At 68.5% G+C, this 13,608-nt stretch carries 12 protein-coding genes; 8 read left to right on the forward strand and 4 right to left on the reverse strand.

The genetic code is table 11. The annotated features are described in order from the left end of the window. Window positions 1-95 precede the first annotated feature (95 nt). Window positions 96-1,334 (reverse strand): PLP-dependent aminotransferase family protein, encoded by a 1,239-nt coding sequence (locus tag ABZW30_RS22135; RefSeq protein WP_355672918.1) that lies wholly within the window; start codon window positions 1,332-1,334, stop codon window positions 96-98. A 250-nt stretch (window positions 1,335-1,584) separates the two neighbouring features. Beyond that, window positions 1,585-1,854 (reverse strand): hypothetical protein, encoded by a 270-nt coding sequence (locus tag ABZW30_RS22140; protein WP_355672861.1) that lies wholly within the window; start codon window positions 1,852-1,854, stop codon window positions 1,585-1,587. Window positions 1,855-2,271: 417 nt separating this feature from the next. Between ABZW30_RS22140 and hppD the strand changes: the two genes are divergently transcribed. Beyond that, window positions 2,272-3,369: a 4-hydroxyphenylpyruvate dioxygenase gene (gene hppD, locus ABZW30_RS22145; protein ID WP_355672862.1), complete on the forward strand. Its 1,098-nt coding sequence runs from the start codon at window positions 2,272-2,274 to the stop codon at window positions 3,367-3,369. Beyond that, window positions 3,353-4,453 carry an alpha-hydroxy acid oxidase gene (locus tag ABZW30_RS22150; protein WP_355672863.1) on the forward strand — a complete coding sequence of 367 codons (1,101 nt, stop codon included), beginning with the start codon at window positions 3,353-3,355 and terminating at the stop codon, window positions 4,451-4,453. The genes hppD and ABZW30_RS22150 overlap by 17 nt, the downstream gene beginning before the upstream one ends. Before the next feature lie 106 nt (window positions 4,454-4,559). Here the strand turns inward: ABZW30_RS22150 and ABZW30_RS22155 are convergent, their stop codons facing one another. After that, on the reverse strand, window positions 4,560-5,546 hold the full coding sequence (locus tag ABZW30_RS22155) for a ParB N-terminal domain-containing protein (protein ID WP_355672864.1): 987 nt from the start codon (window positions 5,544-5,546) through the stop codon (window positions 4,560-4,562). An 816-nt stretch (window positions 5,547-6,362) separates the two neighbouring features. Here ABZW30_RS22155 and ABZW30_RS22160 point away from each other — a divergent pair. From ABZW30_RS22160 to ABZW30_RS22170, 3 genes are all read left to right on the forward strand, one after another. After that, complete coding sequence (locus ABZW30_RS22160; protein WP_355672865.1) at window positions 6,363-6,674, forward strand: hypothetical protein; 312 nt, start codon at window positions 6,363-6,365, stop codon at window positions 6,672-6,674. A 541-nt stretch (window positions 6,675-7,215) separates the two neighbouring features. Next, entirely contained in the window at window positions 7,216-8,238 is a 1,023-nt protein-coding gene (locus tag ABZW30_RS22165; RefSeq protein WP_355672866.1) for an endonuclease/exonuclease/phosphatase family protein, read from the forward strand. Window positions 8,239-8,335: 97 nt separating this feature from the next. Beyond that, a complete protein-coding gene (locus tag ABZW30_RS22170; protein WP_355672867.1) occupies window positions 8,336-9,493 on the forward strand; it encodes a peptidoglycan bridge formation glycyltransferase FemA/FemB family protein in 1,158 nt (385 codons plus the stop codon). Window positions 9,494-9,506: 13 nt separating this feature from the next. Here ABZW30_RS22170 and murF read toward each other — a convergent pair whose 3' ends face one another. After that, complete coding sequence (gene murF, locus ABZW30_RS22175; RefSeq protein WP_355672868.1) at window positions 9,507-10,850, reverse strand: UDP-N-acetylmuramoyl-tripeptide--D-alanyl-D-alanine ligase; 1,344 nt, start codon at window positions 10,848-10,850, stop codon at window positions 9,507-9,509. A 127-nt stretch (window positions 10,851-10,977) separates the two neighbouring features. Between murF and ABZW30_RS22180 the strand changes: the two genes are divergently transcribed. From ABZW30_RS22180 to vanX, 3 genes are read left to right on the forward strand one after another with little or no spacing between them, the layout of a single operon-like run. After that, on the forward strand, window positions 10,978-11,967 hold the full coding sequence (locus ABZW30_RS22180; RefSeq protein ID WP_355672869.1) for a D-isomer specific 2-hydroxyacid dehydrogenase family protein: 990 nt from the start codon (window positions 10,978-10,980) through the stop codon (window positions 11,965-11,967). Further along, window positions 11,960-12,997 (forward strand): D-alanine--(R)-lactate ligase VanA-Sc, encoded by a 1,038-nt coding sequence (vanA-Sc, locus tag ABZW30_RS22185; protein ID WP_355672870.1) that lies wholly within the window; start codon window positions 11,960-11,962, stop codon window positions 12,995-12,997. The genes ABZW30_RS22180 and vanA-Sc overlap by 8 nt, the downstream gene beginning before the upstream one ends. After that, complete coding sequence (gene vanX / locus ABZW30_RS22190) at window positions 12,997-13,605, forward strand: D-Ala-D-Ala dipeptidase VanX (RefSeq protein WP_355672871.1); 609 nt, start codon at window positions 12,997-12,999, stop codon at window positions 13,603-13,605. The genes vanA-Sc and vanX overlap by 1 nt, the downstream gene beginning before the upstream one ends. Window positions 13,606-13,608 lie beyond the last annotated feature (3 nt).

The following is a 13,608-nucleotide window of genomic DNA, read 5'->3' on the forward strand; positions in this document are numbered from 1 at the left end:
TGCGCGGCTTACTGCGCGGCTTGTGAATGACGGCGTCTTCGGTCATGTTCATCACCTTTCCTGATGAGTTGCGATGGTTCGTCAATTCCTGGTCGTCATGACATCGCGCTCTCCGCCTCGATGAAGCGCGCGAGCCGGGCGGTCCCCTCATTGATCTCAGCGGGTGTCAGATAGCTGGTGGAGAGCCGGATGCCGTGGTGTCCGCCCTCTCCCGGGTAGAAGTGCTCCATCGGCGTCCAGATGACGCCGAAGTCCTCTGCGGACCGGGTGAGTGCGGCGCCGTCCGCCCGGAACGGGACCTGCACGGTCAGGAAGAAGCCGCCGGTCGGTTCGTTCCAGCGCACCCCCAGAGCCGCTCGCCGGTCCGCCGGAAGACGTGCGTCCAGGTGCCGGAGCGTGCACTGCATGGCGTCGCCGTAGTACTCGCCCGCCCTGGCGTTCAGCTCGGAGATCCGGCCCTGCGCGGCGAGCAGCGCGCCCGCCACCGCGGCCTGGCTCAGCGACGAGGTGTTCACCGTCACCATGCTCTTGATCTTGGCGAGTTCGTCCGCGAGGAGGCTGGTCAGGCCGGCCTGGTCCACGACCAACTGGTCGGCGACGGCGAAGCCGACTCGGGCGCCGGGAAAAATCGTCTTGGAGAAGGAGCCCAGGTGAACGACCGTGCGGGCCCGGTCCAGAGACTTCAGGGTCGGCAGTGGGGGGCCGGGGCTGACCATCCGGTAGGGGCTGTCCTCCAGGATGAGGATGCCGTGACGCGCTGCGAGTTCCAGGAGTTCGGCGCGGGCCTGCGGCCCTATCGTGTTCCCCGACGGATTGGCGTGGTCGGGCACCACGTAGAAGGCACGGGGACGGCGCCCACGAGCCCGCTCGTCCTGGATCGCCGCCTCCAGGTCGGCACAGGAGAACCCGTCCGCCCGCTCCACGACCGGAGTCAGCGCGATGTCCAGCAGGCGGGCCGCGCCGGTGATCCCCACATAGCAGGGGCTGGAGACGAGCAGAACGTCGTCGGGGCCGCTGATCAGGGCACGCAGCACCAGCAGCATGGCCTCCTGGGCGCCGACGGTCACCACGATGGACTCGGGGGGGACGTCGATGTTCTCGTCGGCGCGGAGCGAGTCAGCGATGACCTCGCGGATCTGACCGGCCGTGGGACCGTACTGGTACATGGCGGTGCGGATCTGCTGCGGTGAACCGCCCTCCTCGGCGAGGTGCTCCAGATACCGGCGGACGTACGAGAAGATCTGCTCGGTCTCGAAGAACCCGTCATAGGGACGACCGGGCGCAAAGGAAATCGCGTCGGGATAGCGGAGCGTGACCTCGTTGAGGAAGTTCATCGTGTCCAGGACCGGATCGGAGACGCTGCCGTGCAGGTCCGCCTTCCGCAGTGCCACCGGTTCGGCCGTCGCCAGGAAATCCGACGGCACGGGGACGAGTCCTTCATGCGCATGATGTGCATATTCGTGCACGCCGCGTCCAGCCATAGGTTCCCCCCACGCGAGATAATTCAGTGAGTGTCGGGGCCTGCCGATACAGGATCACACACGGGGAGGCGTTCGACAATCGCCGTCCAACCGGCATAAATGCTCACTTGGACACGGCTTCCGGCGGAATGCCGTCTCCTTTTCGCACCATTTCCGTGAAGTACGGTCCGGTGCTGTTCGGCCGTACCGCTTCCCATCCGCCGGCCCTGGGCGAAGCCACGATCCGGTCGGCGGCGCCCGGCCGGACGGTGAACCCCACGGTGAGCGCGCCGGCCTCGTCGGCGTCGACGGCGGCGTCCTCGGAATCGACGCCGAAGTCCGCGATGGCGCCCAGCAGCCGCGGCAGTTCCCCGGGACGGTCCGGGACGGTCACACGCACCGCGCTGCCACACCCGCAGGCACCGGGACGGCGCCCACGGATCTCCGCCGGCCCGGCGACACCCCGATCGGGCAGTTCCATCACCGTCCGCATGCCTTCGTCCCGGCCGCGGGCCTGGTTGAAGGCCGCGTCGGACGTCATCGGCGACGGGGTGAGCGATACACCAGCACTCCCTGCCGACTTGCCGCGAGCGCGACCGAGGTACCGATCAGACCTGTGCCGATGACGGCCATGGCGCGAATCATGAGACATCACCTGTTCGAAAGGCCACCGGCCACAACCAGAATTCCGACCGGCAGTACCCGACGGACCGGGAGTCCATCCGTCCAGCAGTCCTCTGCTTTTTTCCCGCGGGGGCAGCCATTACTGTTCGCAGAACCCTGCCCTTCTCTTCCTGACATGGATACAGTCATGAGCGAATTAGCAGAGCACGCGGACCCGCCGGCGGATCTCTCGGTCGACTACGTAGAGATGTACGTGGAACACCTGGAGACGGCTGCACTCACCTGGGTCGACACATACGCCTTCACTCCTGTCGGCTCCGGCGACTTCGCCGACCACCGGAGCGTCGCGCTGCGCCACGGACGGATCACCCTGGTGCTCACTGAGGCGACGTCGGACGATCACGCGGCCTCGGCCTACGTCGCCTCCCACGGAGACGGTGTCGCCGACATCGCGCTGCGAACCACGGACGTGACCGCGGCATTTGACGCAGCGGTCGCGAACGGTGCCCGCGTCCACCGCCCGCCGACCCCGCACCCGGGCGACGGGCCGACCATGACGGCTGTCCTCGGCGGCTTCGGGGACGTCGTCCACACACTCGTCCAGCGCGCTCCCGGGGCGGGGCCGGGACTGCCCGCCGGTCTCTCTCCGACGCCGCAGACCGGCGACGACCCGACCGACGTGGGGCTGCTCGACATCGATCACATCGCGGTGTGCCTGAACACCGGCGATCTCGACCCCACGGTCGACTACTACCTGGCGGCCCTCGGGTTCCAGCACATCTTCGAGGAGCGCATCGTCGTCGGCAGGCAGGCCATGGAGTCCAAGGTGGTGCAGAGCCCGTCGGGCTCGGTGACCCTGACGCTCATCCAGCCCGACCCCTCGGCGGACCCGGGACAGATCGACGAGTTCCTCAAGGCCCACCAGGGGTCCGGCGTCCAGCACCTGGCCTTCTCCTCGCCGGACGCGGTCCGTTCGGTACGGGCCCTGGCCGACCGGGGCGTTGCCTTCCTCACCACTCCCTCGGCCTACTACGACCTGCTGGGCGAGCGGATCGACCTGCGCGAGTCCAAGGTGGAGGCCCTTCGGGCGACGAACGTGCTCGCCGACGAGGACCACGGCGGCCGACTCTTCCAGATCTTCACTGCGTCGACCCACCTCCGGCACACGCTGTTCTTCGAGGTCATCGAGCGCCAGGGCGCCGAAACCTTCGGTAGCGCCAACATCAAGGCGCTCTACGAGGCCGTGGAGCTGGAAAGGACGGGGCAGCGTGGGCTACAGCGATGAGGTGGCGGTCGACCAGGCCCATTGCTTGGCCGACTTCGAACGCGCCGCCGCCTCGGCCCTGCCCGCCGACGTATGGGACTTCGTGGCCGGAGGAAGCGGCGCCGAGACCACGCTCGATGCCAACCGCAGCGCGCTGGACCGCGTCTTCCTCGTCCCCCGGGTGCTCAGGGACGTGTCGCAGTGCACGGCTGCCTCCACTCTGCTCGGTCGGCCCGTACCCATGCCGGTCGCCATCGCGCCCGTCGCCTACCAGCAACTGGTCCACCCCGATGGCGAGAAGGCCGCCGCCCGCGCGGCCAAGGCGGCCGGCGTGCCGTTCACCGCGAGCACGCTGAGCAGTGTCCCGATCGAGGAGATCACGGCGATCGGCGGAACGGTCTGGTTCCAGCTCTACTGGTTCCGGGATGCCGCGCAGTCCCTGCGACTCGTCCGCAGAGCCGAGGACGCCGGCTGCGAGGCGCTCATGCTCACCGTCGACGTGCCGTGGATGGGGCGCCGGCTGCGCGACGTACGCAACCGCTTCGCACTGCCCGGCCATGTGCGGGCGGCCAATATCAGCACCGGTTCGACCGCGCACCAGCGGCACGCCAACACCTCCTCGGTGGCCGTCCACACCGGCGAGCTCCTCTCCTCTGCGACGACGTGGTCGTCGCTGGCGGCCCTGCGGAAGCAGACCCGGCTTCCGCTGCTGCTCAAGGGTGTCCTGGCGGCCGAGGACGCGCTGCGGGCGGCCGAGCTCGGGATCGACGCGGTCGTGGTCTCCAATCACGGCGGCCGCCAGCTCGACGGCGCCGTACCCAGCATCGATGCACTACCGGAGGTGGCGGCGGCCGTGGGGGACGGCTGCGACGTGCTGCTGGACAGCGGCATCCGCAGCGGCACCGACGTGCTCAGGGCGCTCGCTCTCGGGGCGTCCGGTGTCCTGGTCGGCCGGCCGCTGATCTGGGGCCTGGCTGCGGCCGGAGAGACCGGCGCACGCCGGGTGCTCGACCTGCTGGCCGACGAACTCCGCGACGCCCTCGGCCTGTCCGGCTGCGACGGCGTCGCCGCGGTCAGGCAGCTCCGTACCTTCGTCCCTGCCTGACGGGCCTGACGGCCGACTGGTCGGCGAAGTCCCCCTGCCACGCGGTGACAGGAGGACTTCGCCGACCAACCGGCCGTTTTCGGCGCTTGGACGCGGCGACGGCGGACTATGCGCTCTCGGCGACCCCGTCACTCAGCCGAAGGGCCAGCTCCGACCACATCACCGCGTGCTCGTCGGCCAGACGGGCCACTATGCCGCTGCAGTGGGGCGGTACGTTGTCGATGATCCTCTGCCACTCCTTCGCGTTGATCGTGTGGAGATTGAGCAGCCGCAACAGGGTGCGTCCGGTCTCGCTCAGCCGCAACGACGGATCCGCCCTGAGCCGTTGCAACAGAACGCTGTGCTCCTGCGCCGACGGCCTGTCATGTATCGCCGCGACGCCGGTGCCGCGCCGCGGTGCCGAAGGTCCCGCCTCGGGGTTCGCGGGTTCCCTGCTCCGTCGGGCGGGCAACGGATCCTCTCCTCGGCGGAGCCGGCCTCTGACATCGCGGGCGGTCTCGGGGGAGATGCCGGCCATCCGGGCGATCTGGCGTAATGACAGGCCGGGGTTCTCAGCGATGATCTTTCCGGCGATCCTGCGTCCTGCGGCGGCGTTGATCGGGCGGACCCGACCGTCCTGGCCGATCCGGCTCTCCTCGGCGGCGGACACGGCCGGCAGCCCCTTGCGTATGTCGGCCACCGTGCCGGAGGAGAAACCGGTGACCGATGCGACCATCCGGTCCGACCACTGCGGATGCGAGATGAGGATCCGCGCGGCCGCCCGCTTGCGGTCGGCCCTCGACAGAGGGAGGCCGTGCATGATGTTGGACTCGACTGCCAGCACGAACGCGTCGGCCTCACTGCCCTCGAAGAAGCTGACGGCGATCGTCTCCTGCCCACGCAGTTCAGCCGCTCGCACGCGATGGAGACCGTCGATGACGCGCATCGTCGGACGGTGCACGAGGATGGGCGGGAGCGGGGCCTGCACCACGGACAGCGCTTCCACGTGGTCCGGGTCCGCCCCCGAGGTCCGCGGTGAGTCGACTGTTGACAGTAAGCTGATCTCGACTTCGACTGACGTCTGCTGATCGATGTGTTGCTGATCTCGCTGCACTGCGGTCTCCCCGTAATCTGACTACCTGTACACGGATCTGTGAAGGCATGCAGAAAATCCCCCGTTGGAGCTGGGATGCGTTCCGTACCGCGACGTGAACCAGGGAACGCCGTGGTGTCGGAGAGGTCGTGCCGGGTCCACTCGCGGCCCTGACGACAGCCACGTCATGCCTTGGCGCCACCACGGGCGGTCTCCAGCGGAATCCCGGAAACGTCCGATCAGAGGGCATTCCCGAACCAGATCACGCGAAACTTCGTGGAAGAGCGGGGGCGTGCGAACCCCGTCGCGCTGAACATCGTGGCGCCACTGCATACCCCTCTCCGGGTCGATGAAATTCATCAGCACGGAACGCCCTTGGGACGGTAACACCTCAGCCCGAATCGAAGAACTCCCCCGGTCTGCCACGGCTGCAAATGGAAGCCACAATTCCAGCCACGGCCGGCCCAGGAGTGCAAATCGGTGCTGGTGGCAGGCTTGCGCGAGGGCCCGACGGTGGCGGCGCCGGGCCATCAGATGCAGGACGCGTTCCCTTTCCCGGACAGGTCGCTCGAGGACGGACTCCTGCAGGAATCGGGCGATTTCGGGGCGGGCCAGCGGGAACCGGTCACCACCTGCACCGTACGGGACAAGTCCGCCGAATGGGCATCCGACCTCTGTCACAGCCCAGGGGGGGTGTCTTCCGCATTGCCCTCGCCGTGGACACCGACTGGCCGTCGCCCAGAGCAAAAGGGTCCGCGAGCTGATCGCGACCATCGCCGAGGACGCCTGGACAGCGATCAAGTACCCGAAGGCGATCTGGGACACGGACGAGGAACGGTGGGTCTCGGACGCAGAGGTCGCCGAGGCGAGTACACCGCGTTCACCGGCAAGGCGAAGAGGTATCTGGCCACGGCGCGGCTCCTGGTCCGCCGCGTCCGGCGGCTGGGTGACGCCCACATCCCTGACAGGCAGGGCGAGTTGTTCAAGGCCTACCGGTTCCACGCGGTCTTCGCCGACACCCCGCTCCCGCTCGTGGAGGCGGAGAGGTTCCACCGCGCGCACGCTGTCGTCGAGCAGGTCTTCGCGGATCTTGAGGACTCCGCGCCGGGGCATCTCCCGTCGGGGAAGTTCACCGCGAACGCGGCCTGACTGACTCCGGCGGTGCTCGCCCACAACCTCACACGCGCGCTCGGCACCCTGGCATCAACGTTCCACACCAAGGCCCGGACCAGCACCATCCGCCGCCAACTGATCGCCGTCCCGGCCAGGTTGACCGCCGGGGCCAGAACCTTGACGTCCCACCTGCCCGAACGCCGACCCCGGCGACCCTGCCCGCCCACGACCCAGGACCTCGGAGCCCCCGCCACCGGTACGGCATCCGGCGATCAAGCACGCCCACCAGCAGAAACCCGGCCGCAGACCGGCCACGAATTCACCCGAAACCGCTTGTCCGAATGCCTGCGGCGGATCCAGGCTCAATGCCACGGGGCGGCACATATCGTCCGTGTATCGAAAATCGCATACGTGCCGGCAACGGCCGGTTGTCTTACCTGGTTGCATGTCTCGAACCCCGGCCATGGCGCCGTCGAACACGCCTCGCGGCGAGCCCGGTGGGGCAGGTGGCGCGATCCCCCGACGGAGCGTCAGAAAGCGGCGATCGGCGGTGAGCAAGAGTGAGCGAGAACAGACGATGACCAGGGTGGACACGGCGGAGACCGGACAGGGAAGCCTGCCGACTGATAACGAAGCAACTCGGCCTGCGAGCGGTTCCGGGCCGGGCCCGTGGAGGCGCGGCCCGGTACTCACGGCGTGTGCGCTGCTGCTCGGGCTGCTTCTGCTGCTGCACAGGAGCGTCACGAACTGGGCCGGTCTGGGCAGTCTGGTGGAGACCTTCCTGCCGTGGTTCGGCCTGTTCGTCCCCGTGCTGTTGGCCGGGGCACTATGGCGCCGTTCCGCCTCCGCGGTCATCGCGCTGCTGCTGCCGGCCATCGTGTGGGTCGGCCTCTTCGGCGGACTGCTCCACGACAAGTCCCACCGAAGCGGCGATCTCACGATCGTCAGCCACAACGTGAACGCCGACAACCGTGATCCGGCCGGCACCGCCCGTGACCTGGCCGCCTCCGGCGCGGATCTGCTGGCACTCGAGGAACTGACCGACCAGGCCATGGGCACGTACGAGAACGAGCTGGCGACGGCGTACCCGTACCACTCCGTGGAGGGCACGGTCGGGCTGTGGAGCAAGCTGCCGCTGTCCGGCACCCAGCCGGTCGACGTCCAGTCGGGCACGGCCGGGCCGCTGGACCCGTACCGTGCGCTGCGCACCACCGTGACCACCGCGAAGGGACCGCTGGCCGTGTACGTGGTGCATCTCGGTTCGGTGAGGGTGATGCCCAGGGGCGGCTTCTGGACGGAAACGCGGAACCCCGGCGCGACGAAGCTCGCCGGGGATGTCGCCGCCGACCGCAGCGAACGGGTACTGGTGGTCGGCGACTTCAACGGCGCCATGGACGACCGTGCGTTCGACGGCCTCACCGCTCAACTGCGTTCGGCCCAGGACGTCGCGGGGGACGGGTTCGGCTTCAGCTGGCCGGCGACGTTCCCGATGGTGCGGATCGACCAGATCCTGGTCCGCGGCGTGGAGCCGAGGAGTGCGTGGCTGCTGCCGGCCACGGGCAGTGACCACCGGCCGGTGGCGGCCAGGATCAGCTGGTGAACGCCGGAGGCGGCCAGGCGGTGGCATGTCGTCGGCGTATCAAAATCCGCATACGTCAGGGCAACACCCCACTGCGTTGACTGGCAGCATGTCCTCCATGTCCTCCAGTGAACCGACACCGACCGCAGCCGGGAATCCGGTCATCAGGCCGATCAGCGCCGCCGAGCACCTGGCGTTCGTGCGGGCCCAGCGGTCGGTCAGCTTTCTGCAGACCCCGGCGTGGGGCCGGGTCAAGACCGAATGGCGCAGCGAGTCCCTCGGCTGGTTCGACGGCCGGCGCCTGGTCGGCGCCGGGCTCGTCCTGCACCGCCCGCTACCACGGCTCGACCGTCTCACGCTGGCGTACCTGCCCGAGGGCCCGGTCATCGACTGGAGCGGCGAGATCGGTGCGTGGCTCGATCCCCTGGCGGCGTACCTCAAGGAGCAGGGCGCGTTCGCGATCCGGCTCGGCCCGCCGGTGGTGACGGACGCCTGGAGCGCCGCCCAGGTCAAGGAGGGCATCGCCGACCCGGGGATCCGGCGGCTGACCGATCTGCCAGGACAGTCGGGCGACCCGGTCGGCGCCCGCGTGAGCAGCGGGCTCAAGGACGCGGGCTGGCTGCCCCAGAACCCGGAGGACGGGTTCGGAGTCGGGCATCCGCAGTTCAAGTACGAGGTACCGCTGGCGGGCAGGTCCGAGGACGAGCTGCTCAGGGGCATGAACCAGCAGTGGCGCCGCAACATCAAGAAGGCGGCGAAGGAGGGCGTCGAAGTCACGGTCAGCGACGGGGGTCCGGAGGACCTCAAGGCGTTTCACGACCTCTACGTCCACACCGCCCAGCGCGACCACTTCACCCCCCGGCCGCTGCGCTACTTCGAGACCATGTTCGCGGCACTGAACGCCGAGGACCCCGAACGGATCACCCTCTACCTGGCCCACCACCAGGGCGACTTGGTCGCCGCCACGGTCCTGGTCCGCGTCGGGGCCCACGCGGTGTACTCCTATGGCGCCTCCGCCACCGCGAAGCGCGAGGTGCGCGGCTCCAACGCCTGCCAGTGGGCGATGATCCGCGACGCGCTCGCGGCCGGCTGCGACGTCTACGACCTGCGCGGCATCACTCCGACCCTCGACGCCGACGACCCGCACGTCGGCCTGGTCCAGTTCAAAGTCGGCGCCGGCGGCCGGGCGGTACGGTACGTCGGTGAGTGGGACCTGCCGCTGCGGCCGATGACCTACCGGGCCTTCGACCTCTACATGAGGCGGCGCGGACGCTGAACCGTGCAGCCGACTACGCGAGCGCGGCGGCGACTTCGTCGAGGCGCGCCCCTCGGGATGCCTTGACCAGCACCACGTCCCCGGCGGCGAGGTGGTCGCGCAGCCAGTCGACGGCCGCGTCCTTGCCGGCGAAGAGCACCGCCCGCTCCCCCGCACCGTCGGCGATGGGCCGGGCGGCCTCGCCGACGACCGCCACCAGATCAGCCCGTTCGGCGGCGTACAGCCCGACGGCACGGTGCTGCGCCGCACTGCCGTCGCCGAGTTCGAGCATTTCGCCGAGTACGGCGATGCGGCGTCCGCACTCGATGGCTGCCAGCGCGTCCAGGGCGGCGCGGGTCGAGTCGGGGTTGGCGTTGTAGGTGTCGTTGAGCAGCGTCGCCCCGCAGGCGAGGTCGCGCACCTCCATCCGCCACGGCGACAGCGAGGCGGTGGTCAGCGCCACCGTGGCCAGGCCGAGGGGAACCCCGGCCGCCAGTGCTGCCGCCGTGGCAGCCGAAGCGTTGAGCGCCTGGTGGGCGCCGACCAGTGGCAGCGTCAGGTGCGCCGAGGCGGCGGCGGTCCGCAGCGTGCAGGATGGCCGGCCGAGCCGGTCGAGGGCCAGGTCGAGTACCTGGACGTCGGTGTGGGCCGCCCGGCCGAAGGTCAGAACCGGACCATCGGTCAGCGCGCTCATCGCGGCCACCCTGGGATCGTCGGCGTTGAGAACGGCGGTGCCGCCGGGTACAAGACCTTGCACCAGTTCGCCCTTGGTCCTGGCGATGGCGGCGCGCGACCCGAACTCGCCGAGGTGGGCCACGCCGACGTTGAGGACGACGGCGATGTCGGGCGAGACCAGGCCGGTGAGCCCGGCGATGTCGCCGACATGGCGGGCTCCCATCTCCAGGACGAGGAACCGGGTGGCCGCCTGGGCGCGCAGCATGGTGAGCGGCACACCGAGCTCGTTGTTGAGCGAGCCGGCCGTGGCGACCGTCGGTCCGGCGCCCGAAAGCACGGCCGCCAGCAGGTCCTTGGTGCCGGTCTTGCCCTGCGAGCCGGTCACCCCGACGACGGTCAGTCCGTCGCGCAGCCGGGCCACGACACGGGCGGCGAGCATCCGCAGCGCGGCCCGGACATCCTCGACGACGACGGTGGGCAGCGGCGTGGGCCGGGAGCCGAGCACGGCCACCGCACCGGCCGCCCCGGCCCGTTCCGCGTAGTCATGGCCGTCGACATGCTCGCCGGCGAAAGCCACGAAGAGGCCGCCCGGCTCAGCCTGCCGGCTGTCGAGCACGGCCGGCGCGGTCACGGTCACGGAGCTGTCGCCCGCGACGTTTCCGTCCACGATTTCGGCGATCTCGTCGAGGCTGAGCGGGATCACGCGGGCTCCCTGGGCATCACGGCTGGTGTTTTGTCGGTCATGCCTCCAGCCAAGGGGGTGGGGCGTATCGCGTGTGTATCGAAAACCGAATACGTTCCGGCAACAGCACGCCGCGTTGACTGGAGGCATGACCCACAGCGAGAAGACCCGTGTCACCATCTACGGGTGCGGTCCGGACGAAGCCGATCAGTTCCGCGAGCTGGCGCCCGGCTTCGGTGTGCTGCCGGTCATCACCGACGCCGCGGTGTCCGAAGCCAATAGTGAACTGGCCTCCGGCAGCCGGTGTATCAGCATCAGCCACAAGACTCCTGTCACCCACGCCACGCTGCGTGCGCTCCGGGTGGCCGGCGTGCGCTACATCTCCACGCGGAGCATCGGGTACAACCACATCGACGTGGAATACGCGGGTAGCATCGGCATCTTTGTCGAAAACGTCTCCTACTCGCCGGACAGCGTGGCCGACTACACGCTGATGCTCATTCTGATGGCGGTAAGGGGTGCAAAATCCATCGTCCGCCGCACCGATATGCACGACTACCGGCTGAGCGATGTGCGCGGCAGGGAACTGCGTGATCTGACTGTCGGAGTGGTCGGGACGGGGCGTATCGGCGCGGCGGTCCTGGACCGGTTGCGGGGTTTCGGCTGCCGCGTTCTGGCCCATGACACCCGTCTCGTGGACCGCCCCGGCGCCGCCGTCGAGTACGTTCCACTCGATGAATTGCTGCGGCAGAGCGACCTGGTCACGCTGCATGCGCTGCTCACCGCGGCCACACACCATCTGCTGAACCGGCAGCGCCTGGCACAGATGAAGGACGGCGCGCTGATCATCAACACCGGACGTGGCGGGCTCATCGACACCGAAGCCCTGGTGCACGAACTGGAGAGCGGCAGGCTGGGCGGCGCGGCGCTGGATGTCGTCGAAGGCGAGGAAGGAGTCTTCTACGCCGACTGCCGCAACAAACCCATAGAGAGCAAAGCACTGCTGCGCCTGCAGGAGCTGCCGAATGCACTCATCACCCCGCACACCGCCTACTTCACGGATCGTGCTCTGCGCGACACCGTGGAGAACTCTTTCCTCAACTGCCTGACATTCGAAAGCGGGAATCAGCATGGGTAGGCTGAAGATCGGCATCATCTTCGGGGGCCGTTCCGAGGAGCACCCCGTCTCCGTCAAGTCCGCGCGAGAGGTGGCCCGGAACCTGGATCTCGAGAAGTACGAACCCTTCTACATCGGGATCACGAGGAGCGGTGCCTGGAAGCTCTGCGACGGGCCCGACGCGGAGTGGGAGAACGGCGACGGCCGCCCGGTCGTGCTGTCGCCGGACAGCGGGGTGCACGGACTGCTCATTCTGGAGAAGGGGGGCTGCAGCACGGTCCGTTTGGACGTCATACTGCCCGTGCTGCACGGCACACTCGGCGAGGACGGCGCCATGCAGGGTCTGCTGGAGCTCTCGGGCATCCCCTATATCGGCTGCAACGTGCAGAGTTCCGCCCTGTGCATGGACAAATCCCTTGCCTATGCCGTCGCCGGAAGCGCAGGAATCGCCACGCCGAATTTCTGGACCGTCACGGCGGACGAGACCGTCGATCCCGCCCGGCTCACCTTCCCGGTCTTCGTGAAGCCGGCCCGATCGGGATCGTCCTTCGGCGTCACCAAGGTCTCCGCGGCAGAGGAACTTCCGAGTGCGGTGGAAACGGCACGGCAGTACGACTCGAAGGTGCTGATCGAAGAGGCTGTCCCCGGCAGCGAGATCGGCTGCGCCATCCTGGGGAACGAGTCGGAGCTCGTCGTGGGCGAGCTGGACCGGATCGCGCTCTCGCAGGGATTCTTCAGGATCCATCAGGAGAACTCCCCGGAGACCGGTTCCGAGAACTCCGTAGCCATCGTCCCCGCCGACATCCCCGAGGAGTCACGGCTGATCGTCCAGGAGACGGCCAAGGCCGTGTACCGCGCCTTGGGGTGCCGCGGTCTCTCGCGGGTGGACATGTTCCTCAAGGAGGACGGAGAAGTAGTCCTCAATGAGGTCAACACCTTCCCCGGAATGACCTCGTACAGCCGTTATCCGCGGATGATGGCGGCCGCGGGCCTGCCGCTCTCCGAAGTGATCGACCGAACCGTCTCCCTCGCTCTGACAGGGAAGATGTGATGAAGGACGGCTTCGTCTTCGCGGACGACCTGGTGCCCGGAATACGGTGGGATGCCAAGTACGCCACGTGGGACAACTTCACCGGCAAACCGGTGGACGGATACCTGGCCAATCGAATCGTCGGTACGAGGGCTCTGTGCACGGCCCTGGGGCGGGCACGGGATCAGGCCGCATCACTGGGGTTCAGCCTGCTGCTCTGGGACGGCTATCGCCCGCAGCGCGCCGTCGACTGCTTCCTGCGCTGGTCGCAGCAGCCGGAGGACGGCCGGACCAAGTCGCGGCACTATCCCCATATCGACAGGGCCGAGATGTTCGAGCGGGGATATGTGGCCGCCAAGTCGGGACACAGCCGGGGCAGCACCGTCGACCTCACGCTCTATGACCTGACCACGAATGAACTCGTTCCCATGGGCGGCGACCACGACCTGATGGATCCCGTCTCGCACCATGGTGCCCAAGGGATCACACCTGCCGAGGCACGGAACCGTCAGAACCTGCGGTCCATCATGGAGACCTGCGGTTTCAGCGCGTACGAGTGCGAGTGGTGGCATTACACCCTCGACAACGAACCCTATCCGGACACCTACTTCGACTTCCCCATCACGTAGGTG

The sequence above is a fragment of the Kitasatospora sp. NPDC004669 genome (assembly GCF_040609455.1).
GTDB lineage: Bacteria > Actinomycetota > Actinomycetes > Streptomycetales > Streptomycetaceae > Kitasatospora.